The sequence below is a fragment of the Streptosporangium sp. NPDC000095 genome, assembly GCF_042899335.1.
Taxonomy (GTDB): domain Bacteria; phylum Actinomycetota; class Actinomycetes; order Streptosporangiales; family Streptosporangiaceae; genus Streptosporangium.
In genome coordinates, this window is record NZ_JBIAZS010000001.1 from 948,195 (window position 1) to 973,534 (window position 25,340).

Sequence of the window (25,340 nt, forward strand, 5' to 3'; positions counted from 1 at the left end):
CGCTTCTCTTCCCTCGCATTTCCTTCCCTTCGCTTTCGTCCACCTCTGTTCACCCCGTCACCCCGTCACCCCCGGATGATCCGCTCGGCGACGGGGGCCGCCCGGTCGATCGGGATGGCGAACCCGATGCCGATCGACCCGCTCCCCCGCCGCGAGAGCGTCGCGATCGCGGTGTTGATCCCGATCACCTCGCCCCTGGCGTTGACCAGCGGGCCTCCGGAGTTGCCGGGATTGATGGAGGCGTCGGTCTGCAGAGCGGTCTGCCCGCCCCCGCTCCCGTTCCCGCCCAGCCTCACCTGGCGGTCGAGAGCGCTGACGATGCCGCCGGTGACCGTACCCGCCAGGCCCAGCGGGGAGCCGATGGCCAGCACCTGATCGCCCACCGCGACGTCCGCGGACCTCCCCAGCTCCGCCGGGACCAGAGCGCGGGTGTCGTTCACCCTGAGCACCGCCAGGTCGTACGCCGCGTCGGTGCCCACGACGGTGGCGGGCAGGCGCCGCCCGTCGTTGAGCACCACGGTGACGCCCGCGCCACCGGTGAGGACGTGCGCGTTGGTGAGCAGGTGCCCCGAGCCGTCGATCACGAAGCCCGATCCCGAGCCCCGCCCCGACTCGACCGACACGACGCTCGGCAACACCTTGGCCGCCGTACCGCTGAGGCCGCCCGCGGCCCCCGCGGGGCCGGACGAGCCGACCGGGCCCGCGGTGGACCGGGGCAGCGCCGCCGGGGCCGCCTGCCCGTCTCCCGCCAGCCGGGCCCCCGCGACGCCCGCCGCGCCGCCGGTGACCGCGGCGACGAGCGCCGCGGCGACCAGGACGCGTGCGGCCCCCGCCTTCCGCGCGGTGGCCGCCGGACCGGGGCGCGGCCCCGGCTCCTCCGGTGGCGCGGCCAGGGGCGGGTCCCCCGGTGTGAAACCCGGTCCGCGAGGCCGTCCGAGACCCGAGAGCCGATCGTGCGATGTCACCATGGCCGACTCCTCACAGGATCCTTGAGAACCAGAACAGGGAGGTTCCGGCCGCCACGACCGCCCCCAGCAGGGCCACCCCGACGAACCACGGCCAGATCTCCTGCCGCTCGGTCCGGTAGCCCACCGAGCTGCCGATGTCGTCGTAGACCGCCCGCAACTCGTCACCGGAGGCCGCCTCGTAGAAACCCCCGCCGGTGACTTCCGCCAGCTCGCGCAGCGCGGGGCCGTCCACCGGCACCAGGGTCTCCCTGCCGCCCAGCTGGATCGTGCCCTCGGAGGTGCCGTACGCGATGGTCGAGACCGGCACGCCCCTGGAGGTCGCCTCCTGTGCCGCCAACTCCGGTGACCGCCCCATGGTGCTCGACCCGTCGGACATCAGCACGATGTGGGCGGGCGGCCGTTCCTGGGCCTCCAGGGCGTCGATCGCGTCCAGGGACGAGAACACCGCCTCGCCGATCGCCGTACCGGCGTCCGTGGTGAGCCGGTCGATCGCGGACAGCACCGCCGCCCTGTCGTCGGTGGGCGGCACGCTCACCGAGGCCGAGGACGAGAAGGTGACCAGGCCGAGGTTGAACCGGGAGGGCAGGTCCTCGACGAACCGCCGCGCGGCCTCCCGCGCCGCGGTGAACCGGTCGGGCGCCACATCGGTGGCCTGCATCGACGCCGAGACGTCGAACGCCACGACGATCGTCGCCTCCTCTCTCGGGACCCGCACCTCGGCCGTCGGCCGCGCGAACCCGACGACGAGGAGCACCAGCATCGCCATGAACGCCGTGGCGGGCACGTGCCTGCGCCACCCGGGCCTCCTGGGCGCCAGCTTGTCCAGCAGGTCCAGATTCGTGAACCGCAGGGCGTAGCGGCTGCGCCGCAGATACATGACCACGTAGAGAACCGCGATCATCAGCGCGGGCACCAGCAGCCACAACCAGACAGGGGACAGAAAGGTCATGCCACACCACCTCTCGCACCGTTCGAACCACTCGCGCCACGGGCCCGCGCCAGGCGGCGCTGGAGCACGACATGACAGACCAGGTCGCGGACCCAGTCCCGATCGGTGTCCAGCCGCAGGTGCGCGGCTCCAGAGCGGCGCAGCGCGGTCGCGATCGCCGCCCGCTGACTCGCGGCGGCCTCGGCGTAGCGCTCACGCAGACGACCACCGGCCGTGGAGACCTCCCTGCGGCGGCCGGTCTCCGGGTCGACGAGGGTGAGCACCCCCACGTCGGGCAGCGTCAGCTCCCGGGGATCCACGACCTCCACCGCGAGGAGCTGGTGGCGCAGCGCGATGTGGCGCAACGCCCTCTCCCAGGTCTCCGGAGGGTCGAGGAAGTCCGAGACGACGACCACGAGCCCGCGGCGGCGCACCACGCGGCGGAGATCGTCGGCGGCCGGTCCGAGGCGCGGCGCCGGGGTGCCCGGCTCGGTGCGCGGCAGCGAGAACACCGCGCCGAGCAGCGCCATGAGATGCGGGCGCCCGCTCCTGGCGGGGAACCGCCGAACCTCGCCGCCGTGCAGGATGTGCGCCCCGACGCGGTTGCCCGTCCGCTCGGTGAGGAAACCGATCGCCGCGAGGGCGGCGAGCGCGAGTTCCCGTTTCTCCATCAGCGCGGTGCCGAAGTCCATGCTGGCGCTGGCGTCGAGCAACACCCAGGTCTCCAGCTCACGGTCGGCGATCATGTCGCGTACGTGCGGCTCCGCCGTACGGGCGGTGACGTTCCAGTCCATCCGGCGCACGTCGTCACCTGGCGCGTACGGTCTCGCCTCGGCGAGATCGCCACCGGGTCCGAGGGTGAGCCCTCGGTGATCTCCCTGGAGCAGCCCGTCGAGACGCCTGACGACCGTCAGCTCCAGCCGCCTGAGCACCCGCTCGGACAGCAGGTGCCGCATCAGGCCGCCTCTCCCTGCCCGGGGGCGATCCTGGGCATCGGGATCGCCGTGACCACCCGGTCCACGATCCGGCGCGGGGGGACGTCGTCGGTCAGCGCGTCGAACGACGGCACCAGCCGATGCGCGATCACGTCGCCGGCCAGGTCCGCGACGTCCTCGGGCAGGACGTAGTCACGGCCGCGCAGCAGCGCCAGCGCGCGGGCCGCGGCCACCAGGCCGAGCGTCGCCCGAGGGCTCGCGCCGTAGGCCAGCAGCGGTGCGACGTCCGCCAGCCCGAACCGCGCGGGCTCCCGGGTCGCGTACACCAGCCGGACCGCGTACTCGGCGACGGCGTGGTGGACGAAGACGTCGTCCACGGCCCTCTGGAGCTCAAGCAGTCGCTCCGAATCGAGCACCTGCCGGGAGACCGGCCGGCCGATGCTCATCCGGTAGAGGATCGCGAGTTCCTCCGACTCGCTCGGGTATCCCACGTCGATCTTCATCAGGAAGCGGTCCCGCTGGGCTTCCGGCAGGTGGTAGACACCCTCGGACTCGATCGGGTTCTGGGTCGCCAGGACCAGGAACGGGGCGGGCACCGGGTGGGTGCGACCGCCGATGCTCACCTGGCGCTCGGCCATCACCTCGAGCAACGCCGACTGGACCTTGGCCGGAGCCCTGTTGATCTCGTCGGCGAGCACGAAGTTGGCCATCACGGGGCCCAGCTCGGTGTCGAAGCTCTCCGTGGACGGCCGGTAGATACGGGTGCCGACGATGTCGGCGGGCACCAGGTCGGGAGTGAACTGGATCCGGGCGAACGAGCCGCCCACGACGCCCGCGAGCGTCTCGGCCGCCAGCGTCTTGGCGATGCCGGGAACCCCCTCCAGCAGGCAGTGCCCCCTGGCGAGGACCGCGACGAGCAGGCGCTCGACCATCCGGTCCTGTCCGACGATCATCCGCTTGACCTCGAACAACGCCCGCCCGAGCACGGTGCTCTCCGGCGCCCTGTCCGCTCCGCCGTCCATGCCGGACGGGATCTCCCGCACGTGCTCCGCGTACCCGGTCACCGGGCGGTCGCGGAGGTCGAGGCGGGACAGTCGTCGACGAGCAGCCGCAACTCGACCGCGTCATGCGTGGGTCGCGGGTCGGCGTGAGCGGCACTTCCGGTGAGCAGGAAGACGACCCCGGCGAGGGCCACGACCCCGGGGACGGCTTTCCAGGGTGATACGTGCGCCATCGTTCTCCCCCTTCATTGAACGAACGATCACCCTGATGTCATCAAAAGGACCCGAAAACCGCCGTAAGCCCGCTTTTTATCTCGTCTTTCGCCCGGCTCACCCTGGGGAAAAGCCCCTGCCGGGAGCCGCCAGGGCGGAGGCGGGCCGTTGGGAGACGAGTGGGAGGAGAAGCGGGACGAGCGGGAGGAGAGCCGCACCGGGAAGCCTCGCGGGGAGAACCGCGCCGCGCGGGAACGACAACGGCCGGCGACCCCGCGAACGGGGTCGCCGGCCGTGACCGGTCGGGTGGGGCGGGCCTTAGTCGTTGAGGTGCTGACGAAGGTAGGAGTCGACCTGGTCGAGAGCCACGCGCTCCTGGGCCATCGAGTCGCGCTCGCGGATGGTCACCGCCTGGTCGTCGAGGGTGTCGAAGTCGACGGTGATGCAGAACGGCGTGCCGATCTCGTCCTGGCGGCGGTAGCGGCGGCCGATCGCCCCCGCGTCGTCGAACTCGACGTTCCACCGGCGGCGGAGCTGGGCCGCCAGATCCTTGGCCTTGGGCGACAGGTCGGCGTTGCGCGACAGCGGGAGCACCGCGACCTTGACCGGCGCGAGCCGGTGGTCGAGGCGCATGACCGTGCGCTTCTCCATCACGCCCTTGGCGTTGGGCGCCTCGTCCTCGGTGTAGGCGTCGATCAGGAAGGTGAGCGTGGCGCGGTCGACACCGGCGGCCGGCTCGATCACGTACGGGACGTAGCGCTCACCGGTGTCCTGCTCGAAGAAGCTCAGGTCGGTGCCGGAGGCCTTGCTGTGCGCGGTCAGGTCGAAGTCGGTGCGGTTGGCGATGCCCTCGAGCTCACCCCACTCGGTGCCGGTGAAGTTGAAGCGGTACTCGATGTCGACGGTCCGCTTGGAGTAGTGGGAGAGCTTCTCCTGCGGGTGCTCGTAGATGCGCAGGTTGTCCTTGTTGATGCCCAGGTCGGTGTACCAGCGGAAGCGCTCGTCGATCCAGTACTGGTGCCACTCCTCGTCGCTGCCCGGCTTGACGAAGAACTCCATCTCCATCTGCTCGAACTCGCGGGTGCGGAAGATGAAGTTGCCCGGGGTGATCTCGTTGCGGAACGACTTGCCGATCTGGCCGATGCCGAACGGGATCTTCCTGCGCGCCGACTGCTGCACGTTGAGGTAGTTGATGAAGATGCCCTGGGCGGTCTCGGGACGCAGGTAGGCGAGGCCCGACTCGTCCTCGACCGCGCCGAGGTAGGTCTTCAGCAGGCCGCTGAACTGCTTCGGCGAGGTGAAGGCGCCCTTGGTGCCGCAGTTGGGGCAGGCGATGTCGGCGAGGCCTCCTGCCGGCTGCTTACCGTGCTTCTCGGCGTACGCCTCTTCGAGGTGGTCGGCCCGGTAGCGCTTGTGACACGACTGGCACTCGGTCAACGGATCCGTGAAGGTCTCCACGTGACCACTGGCCTGCCACACCTCTCGGGCGAGGATCACCGAGGAGTCGAGGCCGACCACGTCGTCACGCCCCTGCACCACGGTCTTCCACCACTGCCGCTTCACGTTGTTCTTGAGTTCCACGCCCAGCGGACCGTAGTCCCACGACGCGCGCAGGCCGCCGTAGATCTCGCTGGAGGGATACACAAGACCACGCCGTTTGGCGAGGCTGACGATGGTGTCCATGATGTCGGTGCGGCGTGCCATAAGGGAGAATCTCCATCCGGCTGGAGGTCGGCGAGGAATTGATTGAGCCCCCAGCTTAGGGGAGACGGGCTCACGGGACGTGCGGATAAACCACGCCGCCCGCTTCGCCCCCGGCAAAGCCTCTCCTGGACGCCGGGCGAAAGGTCAGGGACGCTCGACGTCCTCGAACGCGCTCGGCTCGTTGATCATGAGTGTCATCAGCGGATACATCACCATCCGCGCCGCGCCCAGCGCCCTGCGGTAGAAGCCCGCGCCCTCCCACTCGCTGACCAGCGCCCACAGCTCCGGCTCGTCCACCGACCTCGACACCCGGCCGCTCACGTAGCCCGGCTGCCCGGCCAGGGTGTCGACGATCTCGTGGGCCCGGAGCGTGAACTCCTCGGTCTGGCCGGATGGCACCGAGTAGCGGATGAGAGCAAGCACCCGCCCAGCATGCCAGAGCCGGCTCCCGGCCCGGCGGACGCTTCCCGGGGCCGCGCACGGTGGACGGGTCCGGAACCCGAGATCCGTCCGGGGTTCGAGGGGCGAGCACGGCCGGCGGGCCCGAGGTCCGAGCATGGTGAGCGGGTCCAAGAGCGGGGGCAGAGGTCGGGGGCGGGGCATGTCATGGCGGGCGTGGTGGCGTTAGGCTCGACCCGTGGCAGAAAAGCGTGAGGAACGGCCCGCACACCCGCTGGCACAGCCCCGCCCCAGGCAGGGCAGGCGCCCGCTGCCCCCGGGTGAGCAGTTCTTCACGCCGGGGGCGACCGGGCTGAGGCGGAAGGTCGAGCGGCACAGCGCGGCCCCGCTGGTCTTCCTGTTCCAGCTCCCCCGCTGGATCGTCCCCGTGGTCCTGGTGGCCCTCCTGCTGGCCGGTTTCGCGGTGCCGTCCTTCTGGGGCGGTCTCGCCGTGCTTCCGGTGATCGGGTTCGTCGGCTGGCTCGCCTACATGTCGTGGCCGTCTCTGGGGGCCGGGGGGCGTCTCCTGCGCGTCGCGCTGCTCACCTTCCTGATCCTGCTCGCCGCCGACCGCTTCGGCGCCTTCTGACGCCGCCTTCGCCTCTTCCGGAACCCTTACCAACTCTTCGGTCTCCAGGGTCTTCGCAGGGGGCTACGGCGGGACGCGTACAGGACGGCCTGGCCGGCACCTCGCCGAGGCCGTCACCCCCGTTCCCCGCCCCCTCTCCCGGTTACCGCCGCGACGTACGGCATCGTTATCCGGTGCCGGACACGCGGGGGCATCCGAAACGAGCCGGGCAACGTCGGGCAGCGGAGTCCTTCCCTGCCGGAGGTGGCCCTCTCGGCCGTCGCGCGGCAACTCCCCCGGGACATGTGCCGACTCCTTCCGCGAACTCCTTCGCGCTCGATTTTGACAATCGTTTTCATTTGCGCGCATACTAGATGGCATGATGTCCGAGTCCTCCCGACGTATCCGCATACGTAATGTCAGCCTGGCTGCCTCCGCCGTCCTCCTCGCCGCCACCGCCGCCTGCGGCACGGAAGCCGGTCCGGCCAGCGGCTCACCCGGGGGGGCCTCAAGTGATTCCGCGGACGGGAAGCCCACCGTCACCGCGGCCATGTATCCCCTGCAGTGGCTCGCCGAGCGGGTGGGCGGCCCCGACGCGGCCGTCACGGGCCTGACCAAACCCGGCGTCGAGCCGCACGACCTGGAGCTGTCCCCGGTGCAGGTGGGCGGGCTGGAGAAGACGGGACTCGTCGTCTACATCAAGGGGATCCAGCCCGCGGTGGACGAGGCCGTCGAGCAGCACGCCGCCGACCGGGCCTTCGACGCGGCCACCGCGATCACCCCCCTTCCCGCGGCCGCGGAGGAGGAACACCACGACGAGGAGGGACACGAGCACGGGGATGTCGACCACGACCCCCATCTCTGGCTCGACCCGGCCCGCTTCGCGACGGTCGCCACCAAGCTCGGCGAGAGGCTGGCCGCCGCCGACCCCGCGCACGCGCAGGGCTACCGGGACCGCGCCGCCGCCACCGCCACCGAACTCACCGCCCTGGACCAGGAGCTGGCCAAGGGCCTGGCGACCTGTTCCTCGGACGCGATCGTCACCGCCCACGCCGCGTTCAGCTATCTCGCCGATCGCTACAAGCTGCACCAGATCGGTATCAGCGGCCTCGATCCCGATGCCGAGCCCTCTCCCGCCCGCCTCGCCGAAGTGGCAAAAGTGGCCAAGCAGGAGAAAGTAACTACGATTTTCACCGAAACCCTCGTCAGCCCGAAGGTCGCGGAGATCCTCGCCCAGGAGGTCGGTGCGAAGACCGCGGTCCTCGACCCCGTGGAAAGCCAGCCGGCGAACGGCGACTACCTGTCCGCCATGCGCCAGAACCTCTCCACACTCCAGGAAGCACTCAGCTGCTCGTAAAGGTCACACGTGACATCCACTAAAACGGTCTTCACCATGAACGGCGGCCAGGTCAACCTGGACCGCCGTCCGGTGCTTCGCGGCATCGACCTGTCCGTCGAGCCAGGTGAGGCGGTGGCGGTGCTCGGTGCGAACGGATCGGGGAAGTCCACCCTCATCCGCGCCCTGCTCGGCCTCGTCCCCCTGTCCGGCGGCGAGACCTTCCTGTACGACAAAACCCCCGCCCGGTTCCGCGACTGGTGGCGGATCGGCTACGTGCCCCAGCGGCTCTCGGTGGGCGGGGGCGTGCCGACCACGATCCGCGAGGTCGTCGCCTCCGGCAGGATCGCGAGGCAGCGACGCCTGCGGCCGACCGGTGCGGCCGACCGCGAGGCGACCGGCAGGGCCCTGGCGTCCGTCGGAATGGCCCACCGTGCCTCCGACCCGGTGCAGGCGCTGTCCGGCGGGCAGCAGCAGCGGGTGCTGATCGCCCGCGCCCTCGCCGGAGAGCCGGACACCTTCGTCATGGACGAGCCCACCGCGGGCGTCGACGCCGAGAGCCAGCGGCTCCTCGCGGAGACCCTGTCCACGCTCGTCGACCAGGGCAAGACGGTCCTGCTGGTCGCGCACGAGCTGGGCCCGCTGGAACCCCTGATCACCCGCGCGGTGGTCCTCAGGGACGGGTACGTGTGCCACGACGGCCCGCCGCCCCGGGCGGTCGGCACGCACGCGCTGCCCGGCCACGACCATGTGCATCCGCACGGCGAGGAGGAGCCCGTGAGCCCGCTCGACTGGAGGCCGATCCCGTGATCGAGCTTCTGCGGTTCGACTTCATGCAGCGGGCACTGATCGCCGCCCTCCTGGTCGGCCTGGCCGCCCCCGCCATCGGCACGTTCATGGTGCAGCGCCGCCTCGCCCTGCTGGGTGACGGCATCGGGCACGTCGCGCTGACCGGGGTGGCGCTGGGCTTCCTGACGGGAACCGCCCCGGTGCTGACGGCCGTGGTGGTCTCGATCCTGGGCGCCGTGGCGATCGAGCTGGTTCGCGCGCGCGGCAGGACCAGCGGGGACGTGGCGCTCGCGCTGCTGTTCTACGGCGGTATCGCCGGAGGCGTGCTGCTCATCTCACTGGCTCCCGGTGGCAGCAACGCCACGCTGATGTCCTACCTGTTCGGCTCGATCAGCAGCGTCACCGTCGAGGACGTGTGGGTGATCGGCCTGCTGGCGGTGGCGGTGCTCGGTGTGGTGACCGTCTTCGGGCGGGAGCTCTACGTGCTGTGCCAGGACGAGGAGGTCGCCAAGGCCGGCGGCCTGCCGGTCCGCTTCCTCAGCCTGCTGATCGCGGTGACCGCCGCGCTCACCGTGGTCATCGCCATGCGCGTCGTAGGATTGCTTCTGGTGAGCGCGTTGATGGTGGTGCCGGTGGCGACCAGTCAGCAGCTCACCCGGGGGTTCGTGAGCACGATGCTTCTTTCCATGCTGTTCGGAATGATCTCCACGGTCGGTGGTCTGACCTCCTCCTTCTACGTCGAGGTCCCACCGGGCGCGATCATCGTCGTCGTCGCTCTCGCGGGGTTCGTCCTCGCCCTCGGGCTCGGTAGATTCGTACGTCGAAGCCGATCTCAGGAGTTCAGTCATGAGCAACAGGCGTGATGCCGTCCACGCGATCCTCCGGCAGAGCGAGGGTTTCCGCAGCGCGCAGGACGTCTACGCGGAGATGCGCGCGGAAGGCGCCAAGATCGGACTGACCACCGTCTACCGGGCGCTCCAGGCGCTCTCCGACACCGGCCACGTCGACGTGCTGAGAACCGACGACGGCGAGTCGGTGTACCGGGCGTGCGCCAGCGGCGACCACCACCACCACCTGGTCTGCCGCAGGTGCGGCCGTACGGTGGAGGTGGCCGGGCCCGCGGTGGAGCGGTGGGCCGAGGCCATCGGCTCCGAGCACGGTTTCACCGAGATCACCCACACGGTGGAGGTCTTCGGCACCTGCGCCTCCTGCTCCACCGCCGCCAAACCGCTGCGCACGCCGAGCCGCGCCTGAGCGGACGGCCCGGGAGGCCGCGCGTGCGAGGAAAGCGATTCTTAACCCATCGGACATATCATGCAATAGCAGGACATAATTGCATAGAATGCCTTATAACACGGGGCACGCCGCCGCGACGGGCGTGCGCGAGAGGGCACCGGAGGTTCACCGGAGAGATACGCTTCCGACACGGCGAGCCGCCGTACGCGCCCTCACGCTGCAATCGCTTATACGGGAGTCAACATGCCATTCGGACATGACATGGTGCACTCACTCGCCACCGCGGTCGACCTGGTCAACACCTCCCCCTCCACCGGAGGCGAAGACACCCTGACCGACCTGCGGAAACTCAGCGACTTCGTGGCACGCTGGGAGGTCAGCGGGATCGGCGAGCTGAACGCCGCCGACCTGGCCCAGGTGCGCGCGCTGCGCGAATCCTTCCACAAGGTCTTCACCGCCCCCGACCAGCCCACCGCGGTCATCCGGCTGAACACCCTGCTGAGCGGGACCCGCATCACCCCGCGCCTGACCGAGCACGACGGCCACCCCCTGCACGTCCACTACTTCGCGCCGGACGCCTCGCTCCACGACCACCTCGCGGCCGACATCGGGGTCGCGCTCGCCCACCTGCTCGTCGAGGACGAGTGGGAGCGCCTGCGCACCTGCTCGGCCCCCGACTGCGACCACGTCTTCGTGGACGAGTCACGCAACCGCTCGCGGGTCTACTGCGACAGCCGCACCTGTGGAAACCGGATGCACGTCGCCGCCTACCGCGCAAGACGCCGAGCCTGATGTCACTCTCCGCTAATACCTATTGACTGAGTAGGTAATGCGGGTAGGTTATGACGTGATGTCGCCTACCCCCGAGGAGAGCTCATGAGCGTCACCGACGACCTGCTCGCCAACGCGGAACGTTACGCGGAGACCTTCCGCAAGGGCCACCTGCCCATGCCGCCCGCGCTCGGGGTGGCCGTGCTGGCCTGCATGGACGCCCGTCTCAATCCGTACGCCCTGCTCGGGCTCTCGGAGGGTGACGCGCACATCATCCGCAACGCGGGCGGCGTGGTGACCGCCGACGAGCGGCGCAGCCTGGCCATCAGCCAGCGTCTGCTCGGCACCAGGGAGATCATCCTCATCCACCACACCGACTGCGGCATGCTCACCTTCACCGACGACGACTTCAAGCGGCAGATCCAGGCCGAGGTCGGGGTGAAGCCCGAGTGGGCGGCCGAGGCCTTCACCGACCTCGACGAGGACGTCGTCCAGTCGCTCCACCGGATCAGGAACGACCCCTTCATCCCGCACACCGACTCGGTACGTGGTTTCGTCTACGAGGTGGAGACCGGTCGTCTGCGCGAGGTCAAGGCCTGACGACCGGGGTGCCGGCCCCGCGAGGCCCGAGGCGCCGGCCAGGCAGCTCAGCCTGAGCCGGCCGGCGCCGACCAACGCCGGGGCCGGTGTCGCCTCATCCCGCGGCGCCATCCGAGGTGTCCCGTGCGGGCGCGACCACGTTCGGCACCGCTCCTCCGTATCTCCTGTCGCGCTTGGCGTACGTCTCGCACGCCTCCCACAGATCGCGGCGGTCGAAGTCGGGCCAGAGGCGGTTGAGGAAGACCATCTCGGCGTACGCCGTCTGCCAGATCAGGAAGTTGGAGATGCGCTGCTCCCCCGAGGACCGCACGAACAGATCGACATCGGGAATCTGTGGCTCGTCCAGATAGCGGGCGAAGGTCTCCTCCTTCACCCGGCCCGGCTTGACCCGTCCGTCGGCGATGTCCTGCGCGAGACGCAGGGCGGCGTCCACGATCTCGGCCCGGCCTCCGTAGTTGACGCAGAACTGCAGGGTCAGCGTGGAGTTGTCCTTGGTCATCTCCTCGGCGTCGCGCAACTCCTGGATGACGCTCCTCCACAGCCGTCCCGGACGACCGGCCCAGCGGACCCGCACGCCCATCGCGTGAAGCTGGTCCCTGCGGCGGCGGATGACGTCGCGGTTGAAACCCATCAGGAAGCGGACCTCGTCAGGGGAGCGCTTCCAGTTCTCCGTGGAGAAGGCGTAGGCCGACAGGTAGGGGACGCCGAGCTCGATCGCGCCCTCGATCACGTCGAAGAGCGACGCCTCACCCGCCTTGTGGCCCTCGGTGCGGGGCAGGCCGCGCTGCTTGGCCCACCGTCCGTTGCCGTCCATCACGATCGCCACGTGCCGGGGCACGAGGTCACGCGGGATCGGAGGCGGGGTGGCACCGGAGGGATGCGGGACGGGTGGGCGGACGTTCACGTGGCGTGCTCCCTTTCTACGTGTCGAAGAGAGCGTATGCCGTGTTCGAGGTGCCACTGGAGATACGCGGCGACCAGGCCGCTGCACTCGGCGCGGTGCCGGGCGACGGAGGCGTCCGCGGTGGACCAGTCGCCCTTGAGCAGCGCCACCATCAGAGCGAGCGTCTCTCCCTCGGGCACCGCCGCTCCCGCGGGGCGGCAGGCGCCGCACACGACGCCACCGGCCACGATGGCGAAGGCCCGTACCGAGACGGCCTTGCAGCGGGCGCAGGCCTCCAGGGCGGGGGCGTAACCGGCCACCGCGAGGGAGCGCAGGAAGTAGGCGTCCAGGACGAGCCTGGCCTCGTGATCACCTGAGCCGAGCGTGCGCAGACCGCCGACGAGCAGCAGGAACTGGCGCAGCGCCGGCTCTTTTTCCCCCATGACCAGGCGGTCGGCGGTCTCCAGCATCGCGGTGCCCGCCGTGTAGCGCGGGTAGTCGGAGACGAGCGACTCGCCGTACGGCCTGATGGTCTCGGCCTGGGTGATCATGTCGAGCGTGCGGCCGGTGTGGAGCTGGAGATCGACGTGGGTGAACGGTTCGAGCCGTCCGCCAAATCGTGATGTTGTCCGCCGGACCCCCTTGGCGACGCCCCGGATCTTGCCCATCCGGCGGGTCAGCACGGTGACGATACGGTCGGCCTCTCCCAGCTTGTGGGTGCGCAGCACGATGCCGTCGTCACGGTACAGACTCACCCGCACAGTCTAGTGGGACGGTCCACTTGGCAGAGGTGGAACCATGATCAAACGACACGGATAGATCACTGGTGCGTGTTGTTCACCTAAAACTCACTAAACTTTGGCCCCTGGCGAAATGCCGCCCCCGGTTACACCGCCTCACACCGTCTCCGCACGAAAGGGTGCCATGCCCCGCGTGGTCCTGCTGGGCTCATCGCCCGGCCCCGATGCCGCTCCCGGCCAGGTGACGCCCGCCGCGTTGCCCCTGCCCGCGCTTCCCGGCTGCCCCACGGTGATCGGCAAGCTGCACGGCCAGCTCGCCTCACTCGACTCCGAGCCGGTGACCATCGTCCGCTCGGGCGACGCCGCCGCCCACCGGGGCTTCCCCGGCAGCCTTGTCGAGACCTCCGACCTCGCCGGTGACCTGCGCGCCGTGGCCGACGCGGTCGAAAACGCCACCGAGAACCTGCTTCTCCTTCCGGCCAACTCGCTGATCCACGACGAGCTGATCTACCAGATCACCAAGTCGAAGCGCGGAGCCCTCGCGCTGATCGCCAAGGAGCCGCGCGAGGAGGACGAGAACGGCGACGTCGTCGTCCCGGACGTCCCGATCGAGGAGGCGCTGCCGGAGATCGGCGCGCGGACGCTGGAGGGCCTGCCCGTCAGGGTGCGCGCCCGCAGGTCCCGGGTCATCTCGGTGGGCTCGGCCTTCCACGGGGTGACCAGGCCCAACTCGGTCCTGCTCGGCCCGCTGCACCTGCACCACAAGCACGCGCCCGTCCTGGCGGAGGCCGCCCGCGAGCTGGCCGACATGGCCCACCTGCTGGGGCCCGAGGACGACCTGGTCCAGCTGCTGGTGCTGGGTCTGGTGCGCAAGGGCGTCTCCGTCGGCATCCGCGGCCGCCGGGACCTGTTCTTCCGCCGGGTCTCCACTCCCGAGCAGGCCGCGGAGGCGCTGGCCGAGATGTCCACGTTCAACGAGGACAGGGCGCGGCTGGACAACGCGGTGAAGGGCGCCGACGGCTTCTTCACCACGTACTTCGTCAGCACCTACTCCCGGTTCATCGCCCGATGGGCGGCGAGGCGAGGGCTCACCCCCAACCAGGTCACGTTGATCTCCATCGCGCTGGGCGTGGCGGCGGCGCTGTGCTTCGCCACCGGTGAGCGGGCCGGGATGGTCGCGGGCGGGGTGCTGATCTACTTCGCGTTCGTGTTCGACTGCGTGGACGGCCAGGTCGCACGATACGCCCGTAAGTTCGGCGTGCTCGGGGCGTGGCTGGACGCCACATTCGACCGGTTCAAGGAATACGTGGTCTTCGCGGGCCTGGCGGTCGGCGCGGCGGTCTCCGGGGTAGGCGACGTCTGGACGCTCGCGCTGATCGCGCTCGGCGTGCAGTCCATCAGGCACCTCCTCGACTTCTCCTACGGCGCGGCGAACCGGCGCAAGCCCCCGTCGCCGCTGCCGTCGGTCCCGCTCACGGTGAGCGCCGACACCGGGCTGCGCCAGGCGCTGGAGGAGCGCAAGAACGCGGTGACCGGCGGGATCCGCAGCCTGCTGAAGATGTGGGGCAGGGCCGGCAGATACCGCGCCGTACACTGGGCCCGCAAGATGATCGTGTTCCCCATCGGCGAGCGTTTCGCCGCCATCGCGATCGTCAGCGCCCTGTTCGACGCCAGGATCACCTTCCTCACCCTGATCATCTGGGGCGGCATCGGTGCCGCCTACTCGCTCACCGGACGCCTGATGAGGTCTCTCGCATGATCACCCAGCCGCAGACCACCCCCGTTCCGGATCCATACGAGGAGCGGTTGCGCGTGCAGACCGCGCGGCTGCTCGCCTACCGCGACGACGGCCCGCTGGTGACGCTGCTCCGCGACAAGGTGGGGCCGGGGCTGCCCCCGGTTCCCGCCACGCTCGCCGCGCTGCTGGCGATCATCGCGATGGCCGTGACCGGGATACTGGTGGAGGGGCCGATCCTGCTCGTCCCGGCACTGGTCATGATCGTCCTGGTGCTGCCCACCGCGGCCCGCGACCATCTCGGCAAGCTCGACTGGCTCGCGCCGCCGCTGATCCGGGGGACCGAGTTCCTCACGATCATCCTCGTCGGCCTCGCGGTCGACGCGCCCAAGTGGCTGCTCTACGTGCTGATCTACGTGATCGGCTACCACACCTACGACACGGTGTACCGGACGCGGCAGAGCATCTGGCCCGCCCCCTGGGTGTTCAGGGCGGGGCTCGGCTGGGAGCTCCGGCTGCTGATCATCAGCGTCGGCGCCGTGCTGGGCGTGATGACGTGGGTGCTGGCCGCGCTCACGCTCTATCTCGGTGTGTTGTTCGCGGTGGAGAGCGTGACGAGCTGGGTCGGCCTGGACAAGCAGACGGCGAACGCCGCGCAGGCGAGCGACGACCTGGAGACCTCCCCCGAGGAGGCCCAGGAGCAGGCCACCGGCGAGGCCGACCAGACCTGAGCTGCTCCGGCCCGGTCCGACCGGACCTGATCAAGATCGATCAGGGCTGATCGGGACTGATCGGGGCTGCACGAACGGCGAACGCCGCCGGACGGATCATCCGTCCGGCGGCGTTCGTGTCTTCCGGGCGCGGGCCACCGGCGCCCGTCGCGAACCCGCGCCCGTCCGAAGCGGTATACAGGTCTTCGTGGAACTGGACAGGCTGGATCGCGACATCATCGGGGCGCTCGTCGAGGACGCCCGCGCCACGTACGCGGAGATCGGGCAGCGGGTCGGCCTGTCGGCGTCGGCGGTGAAACGCCGGGTGGACCGGCTGCGCGAGACCGGCGCCATCACCGGGTTCACCGCCCGGGTGGAGCCCGCGGCGCTCGGCTGGACCACCGAGGCCTACGTGGAGTTGTTCTGCGCGGGCAAGACCTCGCCGTCGGAGATCGGGGTGGCCATCGGCCGCCATCCGGAGGTGGTCTCGGCGTGCACCATCACCGGTGAGGCCGACGCGCTGCTGCACATCAGGGCCACCGACGTGCGGCACGTGGAGAGGGTGATCGAGCGGATCGCCTCCGAGTCGTTCGTGGTGCGGACCAAGAGCTCCATCGTGCTCTCCCGGCTGATCGAGGCACCCCTGGTGACCTCGCGCAGCGAGCCCTTCATCGCCCCGCACAACGAATCGACGTTTCTGACCTGAAGCACGCGGGAAACCCGCGCCGACGCGCAAAAGCAGGCTCTTGGCCTGCGAGAACGCGCTTCCTAGGCTGATGACGCCGCCATCGGGACCGTGATGGGCGGCTGTCACCACGACCTTTCACACGCGGGGGTTATCCATGACCAGGCACTACCTCATGTGTCGGCCCGACCACTTCGCGGTCGAGTACGCGATCAACCCGTGGATGCACCCCGAGGCCGGGGCCGACCGCGAGGTGGCGATCCGTCAGTGGGAGGCGCTCAAGAGCGTCTACGAGGAGCTCGGGCACCGCGTCAGCCTCATCGACCCGGTGGAGGGCCTGCCGGACATGGTCTTCGCCGCCAACGGCGCGCTGGTCGTGGACGGCCGTGTGTACGGCGCGCGGTTCACCCACCCGCAGCGCGCGGCCGAGGGGCCCGCGTACCTGCGCTGGTTCGTCGACAACGGCTACCGGCGGGTCCGTGAGGCGGCCTTCACCAACGAGGGCGAGGGGGACTTCCTCACGCTCGACCACCTGGTGCTGGCCGGGACCGGGTTCCGTACCGACATCACCGCGCACAAGGAGGCCCAGGAGTTCCTCGGCCGCCCGGTGGTGACGCTGCAGCTGGTGGACCCCCGGTTCTACCACCTGGACACCGCACTCTTCCCGCTTAACGGACATAACGTGGCATACTTCCCGGAGGCTTTCTCTCCTGGAAGTCAGGAGGTGCTCCGCACCCTCTTCCCCGAGGCCGTCATCGCGAACGAGGACGACGCGGCCGTGCTGGGCCTCAACGCCGTCAGCGACGGCGTCAACGTGGTGATCAACGCCGAGGCCGCCGACCTGCAGCTCGAACTCAAGCGCCGGGGTTTCGAGGTCATCGCGGTGGACCTGTCGGAGCTTCGCAAGGCGGGCGGCGGCCCCAAGTGCTGCACGCTGGAGATCCGGGGACAGGGCGGGGCATGACAACCACAGACCAGACGTACCGGGTGGACCGGGCATATCGGGGAGGGGCGGATCATCGGATGACCGGCACCGACGAGTTCATCGAGCTGAGCGAGCGCCGCAGCGCGCACAACTACCACCCCCTGCCCATCGTGATCCACGAGGCACGGGGCGCCTGGGTCGTCGACGTGGAGGGCAGGCGGTTCCTCGACTGCCTGTCCGGCTACTCCTCCCTGAACTTCGGGCACGGCAACCCGAAGATCATCGCAGCGGCGCAGGAGCAGCTGTCGCGGCTCACCCTGACCAGCCGCGCCTTCTTCCACGACCAGTTCGCCTCCTTCGCCGCCGGGCTGGGCGACCTCACCGGCAAGGACATGGTCCTGCCGATGAACACCGGCGCCGAGGCCGTGGAGACCGCGATCAAGGTGGCCCGCAAGTGGGGCTACGAGGTCAAGGGCGTGGCCGCCGAGCAGGCCAACATCATCGTGATGGAGGACAACTTCCACGGCCGGACCACCACGATCGTCGGTTTCTCCACCGACCCCGACGCCCGGGGCGGCTTCGGCCCCTACCCCCCCGGCTTCAGGATCGTGAAGTACGGCTCCGTCGAGGCGATCCGCGAGGCCGTCGACGCCAACACGGTCGCGGTGCTGCTCGAGCCCATCCAGGGTGAGGCCGGGGTGCTGGTACCGCCGGACGGCTACCTCACCCAGGTCCGTGAGCTGTGCACCGCGGAGAACATCCTGATGATCGCCGACGAGATCCAGTCGGGTCTCGGCCGTACCGGCGAGACCTTCGCCTGCGACCACGAGGGCGTCGTCCCCGACATCTACGTGCTGGGCAAGGCCCTGGGCGGCGGCGTCGTCCCGGTCTCGGCGATCACCGCGAACGAGGACGTGCTCGGTGTGATCAGGCCGGGGCAGCACGGCTCCACCTTCGGTGGCAACCCGCTCGCCTGCGCGGTCGCGAACGCGGTCATCGAGATGCTCGGCACCGGCGAGTACCAGGCGCGGGCCAGGGAGCTCGGCGAGGTCATGCACGAGAGGCTGCGCGGGCTGATCGGCCACGGCGTGGTCACCGTGCGCGGGCGCGGCCTGTGGGCGGGGGTCGACATCGACCCGTCGCTGGCGAGCGGGCGTGAGGTCTCCAAGGCGCTCATGGCCCACGGCGTGCTGGCCAAGGACACCCACGGCTCGACCATCCGCCTCGCCCCGCCGATCGTCGTCTCCGAGGAGGACCTCCTCTGGGCGGTCGACCAGCTCGGCGCGGCCCTCGCCGAACTGGCGAAGTGAACCACCCCGGCCGAGCCCGGGCATGACGGAGCCGGTGCGGCTCTCCCGTCCTGGACGGGAGAGCCGCACCGGCTCCTCACGTTTCCGTCTCCCGGTCCCCGAGCAGCGGGGACCGGAAGGCAACTCCTAGGTGGTCCAGCCGTCGCGGGTGGTCAGGCCCAGCCGTCTGCGCCGTTCCTCCTCCGCCACCAGCCAGGCCGGCCTCGCCTTGGCCGGAGGCCGGTAGAGCCGCTTGACGGCGATCCCGCCGAAGACGAAGGACCCGAGAAAGCCGAGCCCGACGAGCGCGTCGAGGATCTCCTGCCCGGACACCCAGGTGTAGGCCAGCAGCACCGCCCAGAGGGAGAACATGATCGCCCCCGGGACCTGGGCGAAGGGCAGGTTGCGCCACTCCTTCGGCTTGGCCTCGTCGAAGTAGCGCTCGGCCCACACGCTCTGCGCGTCCGCTCCACGGAACCGGCGATGGTTGACGAACCCGAGGACCGCCATGAGGGCGGTGGCGAGCACCGCCCACACCGGCGCGTGCGGGTACCCCGTCAGCACGGCTGTCTCATCCAAAGAGCTTGTTCCATCCCTTCTTGATCCCGGAACCGATGGACTTGGCGGTGTTCACCACCGGATCTCGCGCCTTGTCGTAGGCGGCGATGGCGGTGTCACCGACGACTCCGCCGACCATACCTCCGATGTAGGCGCCGGCCGCACCGCAGACCGCCGCGAGGACCACTCCGGGGCTGCACGCCGCGGCCCCGATGGTGGCACCCGCGTAGGCGCCGCCGGCCACCGCGGCGCCGCGGATACCGGCTCGCAGGGCTTTCTCGCCCTTGTTGATGTCCTTTCCCTTGTCGGAGTTCCACTGGGTCAGCGCGCCGTCGGCGAAGGTGGTCACCAGTCCGAACCGGCCCAGGAACTTCCCTGCCTTGGCCAGGCGTCCGCCCCACTTGATGCCGCGCGCCTCGACCCTGACCGACTTGGCGTCGTACCACTTGCGCAGCCCGTTCCAGAACCAGCTGGACTTCCAGTTTCCCTGCGGGTAGCTCGCCGCCTTGAGGGCGTAGATGCCACCCATCACCCGCCCCTTCTCGGCGACGTTGGTTCCCCAGGTGTTGAGCATGTCGGACGGGCCGCCGAAGCCGTAGGCGAGCCAGCCGAGCGCGGTGAACTTGCGGGGATCGACGCTGCTGAGGGTGTTGGTCTTGACGGTTTTGCCGTAGGAGGTGCTCACGCCGCCGCTCGGCGCCGGGCGGTGCGGCGCACCGCCACCACCACCGCCACCGTTGCCGCCGCCGCCCTTGTGGCCGCCACCGCCGCCGTTGAGCAGCGCCGCCAGCGCCCGGATGATCGCCAGCAGGGCGGCGATCCAGCTTCCCCAGAACTTGCCGTCCGGGTCGGTGAAGGTGACCGGGTTGTTGTTCGCGTAGGCGTACCCGTTCATCTGCTGGGGGTCCTGCGGGTCGATGATCGGGTCGACGCTGATGAAGCGGCCGGTCGCCGGGTCGTACTCGCGGGCGCCCAGATGGGTCAGGCCGGTGGAGGAGTCGACGGTGCCGCCGACGAACCCCTTCTCCGAGGGCCATGACCCCGGTGGTGCCCCCCGAAGCTGGCCGAAGGGCTTGAAGCGGCGCTGGGAGACCGCCTGGGTCGCGGCGTTGACCGCGAGCTCACCGGTGCCGTTGTGGTCGTTGGCGACGAAGGTCACCCCCGCCGTGGTCCTGACCGCGACCGCGACCGTGTCGTGGACGTAGTACCTGGTCGCGGCGACCTTCGCGGTCGCGGTGTCCAGCCGGAGCTCCATGCCCGGCAGGTACAGGGTCGTGGCGGTCGGCTCCCTGCGGATCAGCCGGTTGCCGTCGGCGTCGTAGAGATAGGAGGTGACCTTGGCCCCGTCGGTGACCTTGCTCAGCCGTCCCTCGACGTCCCAGTCCAGCTTCTGGTCGACGGCGCCGATCTTACGGCTGGTCGTGTTGCCGGTGGCGTCGTAGCCGTAGCTCTCCACGCGAGCACCCGCGGCCCCGGTCTGGGTCACCGAGGCCAGCGCGTGCGGCTGCGGGGACCCCGCGGCCGGGTAGCCGTAGACACGCTGGGTGTCGGCGGCCCCGCCGACGCCGTGCTCGACCTCCTTCGTCCTGTTGCCCGTCGCGTCGTAGCCGAACGACTGCCAGTACGGTGCCACCCCTCCGACGAGGTTCGCCGCGGGCGTGGTGGCGCAGCTCTGGGTGCCCTGCGTCCACGCCTCGGTCATCCTGCGCAGGTGGTCGTAGGAGAAGCACTGGGTGTCCGTGCCGGACCGGGAGACGTCGGAGACCGCGGTGACGTTGCCCGCCGCGTCGTAGGTGTAGGTGGCGTGGCGGTCCACACCGGCGACGTCCTCACGGTCGACCCGCGCCGACTTCAGCCGCTGTGTGCCGTACTCGTAGGAGTTGGTGAGCCAGACCTTCTTGCCTCCGGTGGAGAGCTCGTACTGCTCGGGTTTGCCGGTGAGGCTGTGGATCGACCTGGTCACGTAGGAGGTGAGACCGGAGGTGGCCGTGGGCCGCCGCAGCTCGTCGTAGGAGTAGACGACGGTCTCGGCCGCCAGGCCCCCCGAGGCGGGGAAGGTGGCGGACTGCACCGTGCCGTCCAGCTTGTAGCGGGTGTCGAACTGGTAGCTGCCCCCCAGCTCCTTCTCGGTCTCCGGGACGGTGATGGTGGTCCGGATCGCCCGGTCCAGGTTGTCGTAGGCGTTGACGGTCGTCGTGTACGCCTGGCCGCCCGCGTTCCTGGTGGAGCTGGAGAGCTGCCCCTTGCGGACCGTGTCGTAGGTCCACGCCGTCAGGACGTTGCCGGTCGCGGACCCCTCGCGGACCTCGGTCTTGCGGCCGAGCGCGTCATAGGTGGTGAACAGCTTGGCGCCCCTGGCGTCCTCGGTGGAGGTCACCCGGTCCAGGTCGTCGTAGGTGGACCTGGTCGTGCCCTTGTCCGGGTCGTCCACCCGGATCTCCCTGCCGCGCAGGTCGTAGTGGTGGGTCCAGGTGTTGCCCGCCGCGTCCTCGACCGTGGCGAGCTTGCCCAGCGGGGTGTAGGTGTAGCGGGTCCGGTCGAAGTCGCCGGTCGGCGAGTCCCCCCGATACTGGCGCAGCTCGACGATGTGGTCGCGCGCGTCGGTGAAGGTGGTGACCGGCGTGTCCCCGGTCGGCGGGTCGACCGTGACCCGGCCTCCCGCGTACGAGGTGATCGTGCGCCACTTCTCCTGGGTCTCGCCGTTGCCGACGAGGAACCGCTCGACGGTCACCCGATTGCGGCCGTCGAACTCGAAGACCTTCTGCGACTCGACGTTGCCGTCGAAGGCCCCGAAAAGGGTGGTCGAGGGCGCCCCGGTCGAGTAGTACTGCCCGTACTCGCGCGCGACGTTGCCCCGGGAGTCGTAGAGCTTGTCGGAGATCAGCCGCCCGCCGTCCGGCCCCGGGTCCTGGGTCTGACGCAGCCGCAGCCTGCCGTCGTACAGCTCGTAGGTGGGCTCGGTCTGGCCGCCCTCGGCGGTCAGCCGTTTCGTGCCGATCGCGATGATCTGACCGTCGGAAACCCGGTAGCTGAACTCCAGGTTCGGTGTCTGCTTGGCCGCCTTGGAGCGGTCTGCCATCCACACCTTGAGCAGGCGGCCCAGCGCGTCGTACTCCAGGTCGGTCCGCTTGCCTCCGGCGTCCACCTTGACCGTCTCGAAGCCGAAGGCCGGGTCGAGTTCCTCGCTCGTGACGTGGGCCGTACCGGGGTCGCCGGGGGTGACCGGTGGCCCGGTGGTCTTCACCAGCGTGGCCAGGCCCGCGGTGTCGGTGTAGGCGACGGTGGTGACGTTGCCCGCGGCGTCCTTGGTGGTGAGCTCACGGCCGTAGGAGTCGTAGGTGGAGATCTCGGTGGGAACGTACGTCGCGGCGGTGCCGTTGTGGCTCGCTATCTTCTCGACCCTGGTGACCTCTCCCCTGTCCGGCGCCGCGCCGAAGGCTTTGCCGTCGTAGAAGGAGCGCCCGTCCTCGATCACGTGTTTGGACCGGTCGGGCGTGACCGAGCAGGCCACCGAGAGGCTCTCCACCCGCGAGGGGAACTTCAGCATCCAGGCGGTCTTGTCCTGCGCGTACGTGGTCCTGACGCACCGGTCGTCGGCCGCCGTGGCCAGGTCGCCCTTGTCGTCGACCTGGGTGGCGAGACCCGTGTCGGGGTCGTAGGAGGTCACGATCTCGGTCTCCCGCCACTTCCCTCCGTCCATCGCGGTCCAGGTGTGGCTCTTGGCGACGTCCGTCAGGTTCGCGGTGACCGTCCCCCAGCTCCTGGTGCGGCTGGCGGTCTGCTCGCGCCACGGGGTGTTGACCGTCTTGACGGCCACCGCGCCGCCGACCCCCTCGTACTCCGTCCGCTTCAGCTCGAAACCCTGCAGCGCCTCGTGGTCGACGTGCGTTCCGCCCTCGCCGTCGGCGACGGAGACCTTCTTGGTGCCGCCGTCGGCGTCGAGCCGGTCACCGTCCATGCCCCGCAGGAACAGGCGCTCGCTCTGGGAGCGCAGGTCGTTCCAGCCTCCCGTCTTGATCCGCACCCGGCCGTAACCGCGCCACTGCGACCAGGTCTTGTACTTCTCCTTGGTCATGCCGTCGTCGTCGTCGTAGTGCCAGGCGGCGCCGTCGAGGTATTCGTAGGTGGTGAGCATGTCCGGCGCCTTGCCGGTCCTGTCGCTCTGCACGACCTGGGTGACCACGTACTTGTGGAACCAGTCCCGGATCGGGTCGGCGTAACCGGCCGGTGTCCACTTGACCGGGAAGCAGCGCCGGGTGTTGGTCTCCGGCGTCGGCAGCGAGGACAGCGTGCAGTCGGCGTCGGAGTAGTTGACGTCGATCTGGCCACCGGACTCGTCGTAGATCGCCCCGACCCTGTACTTGACGAACGGCGCGATGTCGTCGCCCAGTTTGTCGACCCGGTTCGGCAACTGGACGTGGTTGAACGTCACCGGGGGCAGCGTGACGGCCGGGGACGCCGCATGACCGGTGTGCTGGATCGACTTGACCAGCAGGGCCCGGTCGATGTCGGCGTCGCCCCAGAGGTGGTCCAGCTTCCAGGAGTCGACGTCCCGGTAGGCTCCGTCCGCCTTCAGCACCTGGGTGGTGACCTTGGTCAGCCGCTTGCGTGACCAGAAGGTGGGCGCCAGTGTGCCCTTGGTGCCCTTGCACTCGGTGCCCGCGGCGCAGTTCAGGTCCCAGGGCACGTCCGGCCACCTGGTCGGATGGTCACCGATCTTGTCCTCCGCGCAGTCGGCGGCGGTCGCCGACAGGCAGCGCTCCGAGAGGCCGAAGACCACCCTGGCCGACGGCTTCGCCGAGAACAGGGTGGCGGCGCGCTGGCCGTAGTCGATCCGGTCCAGCCAGCCGCCCCGCACGTAGGGGGTGTCGTCGGCGGGCTTGAGGTTGCGGCCGTAGCGGTTGCCCTCCTGCGTGTAGAAGTAGGAGATGGCGTTGCCCCGTGGGTCCACGACGTAGTCGAGGTTCCACCGGTAGGCCTGCTGGCACCAGGAGGTGGCGAACGTGGAACCGTGACAGGGCTCGTCGGCGTCGTCGCCGAAGACCGGGTGGGTCCACGTCGACTTCGTCTCCTCCTTGCCGGTGCTCCAGCCGGGCAGGCGGTTCATGCCGAAGAAGTACTGCACGCCCTCGGTGGTGGTCAGCTTCCAGTACTCGCCGTCGTTGTCGCCGTTGGCCTTCCCGGTGTCCTTGACCCGCTCGATACGCGTGCCGTCGTCGTTCTTCATCCGCCAGGTGCCGTCCGCGGCCTGGACCAGCTCGCCGCCCTTGCCGTTCCAGCTGAGCGTGGCGTTGTCGTAGGCCCAGCACTGGTCGCCCGGCGGGGTGCCCCACTGGTCCTTGGGAGCCCCGTCGTCGGCACACGGCTTGTAGCCACGCTGGATGTAGCCGGGCCAGTAGTCGAATCCCTCTCCCACCCAGGACGGCTGGTTGTTGGTGTTGGACGTGCGGCCGTCCATCGCACCCGAGGAGTAGCCGATCTCCACCTTGGGCGCGAGCTCACCGGGGACGGGCGGCACCCGCATCGGGTACGACCAGGCGAAGTCGCCCGACTGCTCGGAGACCGCCCAGGTCGACGAGGCCGACAGCGCCGTCGCCTTGTAGTCGCCCTTCTCACTGGACTCCCCCGCCACCGCGGCGAGCACCGTCGCCTGCGGTGCGGCCGTCACCTCGGCCGACAGCGTTCTCGCCTCGGTGTCGTTGCGCGAGGGGATCTCGGTGCCGGTACGGCACTGCGGCGCGTCAGGGGTGGTCAGCGCGCAGGCCGGCAGCCGGACCAGGCGCAGCCGGCTGCCGTAGGACCCGCCGAAACCTCCGGCGAACCCGGAGTAGTCCAGCTCGACACCGACCTGGCCGGTCCCGGGACCGCCCACGGTCAGCACGACCCCGTCCACGCCGGCCCGCCGGGCCGCCGCCCGTTCCAGGACCTGGACCTTCACCTCCTCCACGGGGGGCGCCGCCCCCCTGGCCCGCGACTGGGGAGCTCGTACCCGGACCGGCAGCTTCCCGGCGCGGACCGCCTCCCCGCTCGCCGGTACCTTCGCCTCGGTCACTCCCGGCTCCGGCCAGCCCGCCGGGGCCGGGTCTGGCTCGGCGGCCGCGGGGTCGGGCTTGCGCGGCCTCACCGTCTCCGCCCTGCCGGGCACCACGCGCTCGGCGCTCTCGACCTCGGGACGCTCTCCGTCCGGCCCGGCCCCGGCGTGCGCCGGTGGCGCCACCAGCAGGCCCGCGGCGGTGACCAGTGCCGTGAACACGGCCAGCCAACGCCGGGTACCCGATTCGTATAACCCCTTCATGAAAATCCTCCGCACAGGCGCAGGCCACCGGCC

Annotated in this window: 23 protein-coding genes; 12 read left to right on the top strand and 11 right to left on the bottom strand. The window is 70.1% G+C overall.

The window, feature by feature from the left end; all coding sequences use genetic code 11:
- Nucleotides 1-65: 65 nt before the first annotated feature.
- The 7 genes from ACFY3V_RS03915 to ACFY3V_RS03945 all read right to left on the bottom strand — a co-directional run bounded on the left by ACFY3V_RS03915 (nt 66) and on the right by ACFY3V_RS03945 (nt 6,172).
- Nucleotides 66-968, bottom strand: a complete 903-nt coding sequence (locus ACFY3V_RS03915; RefSeq protein WP_350944482.1) for a trypsin-like peptidase domain-containing protein — start codon at nt 966-968, stop codon at nt 66-68.
- A gap of 10 nt (nt 969-978) precedes the next feature.
- Entirely contained in the window at nt 979-1,917 is a 939-nt protein-coding gene (locus tag ACFY3V_RS03920) for a VWA domain-containing protein (RefSeq protein ID WP_389769723.1), read from the bottom strand.
- Nucleotides 1,914-2,852 carry a DUF58 domain-containing protein gene (locus tag ACFY3V_RS03925; RefSeq protein WP_389769726.1) on the bottom strand — a complete coding sequence of 313 codons (939 nt, stop codon included), beginning with the start codon at nt 2,850-2,852 and terminating at the stop codon, nt 1,914-1,916. Before ACFY3V_RS03925 ends, ACFY3V_RS03920 begins: the two co-directional genes overlap by 4 nt.
- Nucleotides 2,852-3,853, bottom strand: a complete 1,002-nt coding sequence (locus ACFY3V_RS03930) for an AAA family ATPase (protein WP_389770229.1) — start codon at nt 3,851-3,853, stop codon at nt 2,852-2,854. The genes ACFY3V_RS03925 and ACFY3V_RS03930 overlap by 1 nt, the downstream gene beginning before the upstream one ends.
- 38 nt (nt 3,854-3,891) lie before the next feature.
- Nucleotides 3,892-4,065, bottom strand: a complete 174-nt coding sequence (locus ACFY3V_RS03935) for a hypothetical protein (protein ID WP_350944488.1) — start codon at nt 4,063-4,065, stop codon at nt 3,892-3,894.
- A gap of 298 nt (nt 4,066-4,363) precedes the next feature.
- Nucleotides 4,364-5,749: a glycine--tRNA ligase gene (locus tag ACFY3V_RS03940; RefSeq protein WP_389769730.1), complete on the bottom strand. Its 1,386-nt coding sequence runs from the start codon at nt 5,747-5,749 to the stop codon at nt 4,364-4,366.
- Nucleotides 5,750-5,893: 144 nt separating this feature from the next.
- Nucleotides 5,894-6,172 (bottom strand): antibiotic biosynthesis monooxygenase family protein, encoded by a 279-nt coding sequence (locus tag ACFY3V_RS03945; RefSeq protein WP_389769733.1) that lies wholly within the window; start codon nt 6,170-6,172, stop codon nt 5,894-5,896.
- Nucleotides 6,173-6,386: 214 nt separating this feature from the next.
- Here ACFY3V_RS03945 and ACFY3V_RS03950 point away from each other — a divergent pair, with 214 nt between their 5' ends.
- The 7 genes from ACFY3V_RS03950 to ACFY3V_RS03980 all read left to right on the top strand — a co-directional run bounded on the left by ACFY3V_RS03950 (nt 6,387) and on the right by ACFY3V_RS03980 (nt 11,487).
- Nucleotides 6,387-6,776 (top strand): DUF6703 family protein, encoded by a 390-nt coding sequence (locus ACFY3V_RS03950; protein WP_350944494.1) that lies wholly within the window; start codon nt 6,387-6,389, stop codon nt 6,774-6,776.
- Nucleotides 6,777-7,305: 529 nt separating this feature from the next.
- Nucleotides 7,306-8,112: a metal ABC transporter substrate-binding protein gene (locus ACFY3V_RS03955; RefSeq protein ID WP_389769737.1), complete on the top strand. Its 807-nt coding sequence runs from the start codon at nt 7,306-7,308 to the stop codon at nt 8,110-8,112.
- Nucleotides 8,113-8,121: 9 nt separating this feature from the next.
- Nucleotides 8,122-8,901, top strand: a complete 780-nt coding sequence (locus tag ACFY3V_RS03960) for a metal ABC transporter ATP-binding protein (RefSeq protein ID WP_389769740.1) — start codon at nt 8,122-8,124, stop codon at nt 8,899-8,901.
- Complete coding sequence (locus ACFY3V_RS03965) at nt 8,898-9,743, top strand: metal ABC transporter permease (protein ID WP_350944498.1); 846 nt, start codon at nt 8,898-8,900, stop codon at nt 9,741-9,743. Before ACFY3V_RS03960 ends, ACFY3V_RS03965 begins: the two co-directional genes overlap by 4 nt.
- Nucleotides 9,727-10,134, top strand: a complete 408-nt coding sequence (locus ACFY3V_RS03970) for a transcriptional repressor (protein WP_350944500.1) — start codon at nt 9,727-9,729, stop codon at nt 10,132-10,134. The genes ACFY3V_RS03965 and ACFY3V_RS03970 overlap by 17 nt, the downstream gene beginning before the upstream one ends.
- Before the next feature lie 225 nt (nt 10,135-10,359).
- The gene (locus ACFY3V_RS03975) at nt 10,360-10,908 is read left to right on the top strand and encodes a CGNR zinc finger domain-containing protein (RefSeq protein WP_350944502.1); all 549 of its coding nucleotides are present in this window, start codon (nt 10,360-10,362) and stop codon (nt 10,906-10,908) included.
- An 84-nt stretch (nt 10,909-10,992) separates the two neighbouring features.
- Complete coding sequence (locus ACFY3V_RS03980) at nt 10,993-11,487, top strand: carbonic anhydrase (RefSeq protein ID WP_362898371.1); 495 nt, start codon at nt 10,993-10,995, stop codon at nt 11,485-11,487.
- A gap of 94 nt (nt 11,488-11,581) precedes the next feature.
- Here the strand turns inward: ACFY3V_RS03980 and ACFY3V_RS03985 are convergent, their stop codons facing one another.
- Together ACFY3V_RS03985 and recO are read right to left on the bottom strand one after the other, a co-directional pair.
- On the bottom strand, nt 11,582-12,391 hold the full coding sequence (locus tag ACFY3V_RS03985; RefSeq protein ID WP_362898373.1) for an isoprenyl transferase: 810 nt from the start codon (nt 12,389-12,391) through the stop codon (nt 11,582-11,584).
- Nucleotides 12,388-13,125: a DNA repair protein RecO gene (gene recO / locus ACFY3V_RS03990; RefSeq protein ID WP_350944506.1), complete on the bottom strand. Its 738-nt coding sequence runs from the start codon at nt 13,123-13,125 to the stop codon at nt 12,388-12,390. The genes ACFY3V_RS03985 and recO overlap by 4 nt, the downstream gene beginning before the upstream one ends.
- 169 nt (nt 13,126-13,294) lie before the next feature.
- Between recO and ACFY3V_RS03995 the strand changes: the two genes are divergently transcribed.
- From ACFY3V_RS03995 to rocD, 5 genes are all read left to right on the top strand, one after another.
- A complete protein-coding gene (locus ACFY3V_RS03995; RefSeq protein ID WP_362898375.1) occupies nt 13,295-14,869 on the top strand; it encodes a CDP-alcohol phosphatidyltransferase family protein in 1,575 nt (524 codons plus the stop codon).
- Nucleotides 14,866-15,576 carry a DUF5941 domain-containing protein gene (locus ACFY3V_RS04000; protein ID WP_362898378.1) on the top strand — a complete coding sequence of 237 codons (711 nt, stop codon included), beginning with the start codon at nt 14,866-14,868 and terminating at the stop codon, nt 15,574-15,576. Before ACFY3V_RS03995 ends, ACFY3V_RS04000 begins: the two co-directional genes overlap by 4 nt.
- A 187-nt stretch (nt 15,577-15,763) precedes the next feature.
- Complete coding sequence (locus ACFY3V_RS04005; protein ID WP_350944510.1) at nt 15,764-16,261, top strand: Lrp/AsnC family transcriptional regulator; 498 nt, start codon at nt 15,764-15,766, stop codon at nt 16,259-16,261.
- 136 nt (nt 16,262-16,397) lie between these two features.
- Nucleotides 16,398-17,204 carry a dimethylargininase gene (gene ddaH, locus ACFY3V_RS04010; RefSeq protein WP_389769749.1) on the top strand — a complete coding sequence of 269 codons (807 nt, stop codon included), beginning with the start codon at nt 16,398-16,400 and terminating at the stop codon, nt 17,202-17,204.
- A 59-nt stretch (nt 17,205-17,263) separates the two neighbouring features.
- Nucleotides 17,264-18,475 (top strand): ornithine--oxo-acid transaminase, encoded by a 1,212-nt coding sequence (rocD, locus tag ACFY3V_RS04015; protein ID WP_362898381.1) that lies wholly within the window; start codon nt 17,264-17,266, stop codon nt 18,473-18,475.
- Between the two features lie 126 nt (nt 18,476-18,601).
- On the opposite strand, the gene ACFY3V_RS04020 is transcribed toward rocD, so the two are convergent.
- Both ACFY3V_RS04020 and ACFY3V_RS04025 read right to left on the bottom strand, forming a co-directional pair.
- Nucleotides 18,602-19,033 (bottom strand): hypothetical protein, encoded by a 432-nt coding sequence (locus ACFY3V_RS04020; RefSeq protein ID WP_350944513.1) that lies wholly within the window; start codon nt 19,031-19,033, stop codon nt 18,602-18,604.
- Nucleotides 19,026-25,307 (bottom strand): RHS repeat domain-containing protein, encoded by a 6,282-nt coding sequence (locus tag ACFY3V_RS04025; protein ID WP_389769754.1) that lies wholly within the window; start codon nt 25,305-25,307, stop codon nt 19,026-19,028. Before ACFY3V_RS04025 ends, ACFY3V_RS04020 begins: the two co-directional genes overlap by 8 nt.
- Nucleotides 25,308-25,340: the final 33 nt, after the last annotated feature.

What these genes read in the sequence shown, in the direction of transcription:
- ACFY3V_RS03915 (WP_350944482.1), bottom strand. Translation starts at nt 968, where the DNA reads ATGGTGACATCGCACGATCGGCTCTCGGGTCTCGGACGGCCTCGCGGA.
- ACFY3V_RS03920 (WP_389769723.1), bottom strand. Translation starts at nt 1,917, where the DNA reads ATGACCTTTCTGTCCCCTGTCTGGTTGTGGCTGCTGGTGCCCGCGCTG.
- ACFY3V_RS03925 (WP_389769726.1), bottom strand. Translation starts at nt 2,852, where the DNA reads ATGCGGCACCTGCTGTCCGAGCGGGTGCTCAGGCGGCTGGAGCTGACG.
- ACFY3V_RS03930 (WP_389770229.1), bottom strand. Translation starts at nt 3,853, where the DNA reads ATGGACGGCGGAGCGGACAGGGCGCCGGAGAGCACCGTGCTCGGGCGG.
- ACFY3V_RS03935 (WP_350944488.1), bottom strand. Translation starts at nt 4,065, where the DNA reads ATGGCGCACGTATCACCCTGGAAAGCCGTCCCCGGGGTCGTGGCCCTC.
- ACFY3V_RS03940 (WP_389769730.1), bottom strand. Translation starts at nt 5,749, where the DNA reads ATGGCACGCCGCACCGACATCATGGACACCATCGTCAGCCTCGCCAAA.
- ACFY3V_RS03955 (WP_389769737.1), top strand. Translation starts at nt 7,306, where the DNA reads ATGTATCCCCTGCAGTGGCTCGCCGAGCGGGTGGGCGGCCCCGACGCG.
- ACFY3V_RS03970 (WP_350944500.1), top strand. Translation starts at nt 9,727, where the DNA reads ATGAGCAACAGGCGTGATGCCGTCCACGCGATCCTCCGGCAGAGCGAG.
- ACFY3V_RS03975 (WP_350944502.1), top strand. Translation starts at nt 10,360, where the DNA reads ATGCCATTCGGACATGACATGGTGCACTCACTCGCCACCGCGGTCGAC.
- ACFY3V_RS03980 (WP_362898371.1), top strand. Translation starts at nt 10,993, where the DNA reads ATGAGCGTCACCGACGACCTGCTCGCCAACGCGGAACGTTACGCGGAG.
- ACFY3V_RS03995 (WP_362898375.1), top strand. Translation starts at nt 13,295, where the DNA reads ATGCCCCGCGTGGTCCTGCTGGGCTCATCGCCCGGCCCCGATGCCGCT.
- ACFY3V_RS04000 (WP_362898378.1), top strand. Translation starts at nt 14,866, where the DNA reads ATGATCACCCAGCCGCAGACCACCCCCGTTCCGGATCCATACGAGGAG.
- ddaH (WP_389769749.1), top strand. Translation starts at nt 16,398, where the DNA reads ATGACCAGGCACTACCTCATGTGTCGGCCCGACCACTTCGCGGTCGAG.
- rocD (WP_362898381.1), top strand. Translation starts at nt 17,264, where the DNA reads ATGACCGGCACCGACGAGTTCATCGAGCTGAGCGAGCGCCGCAGCGCG.
- ACFY3V_RS04025 (WP_389769754.1), bottom strand. Translation starts at nt 25,307, where the DNA reads ATGAAGGGGTTATACGAATCGGGTACCCGGCGTTGGCTGGCCGTGTTC.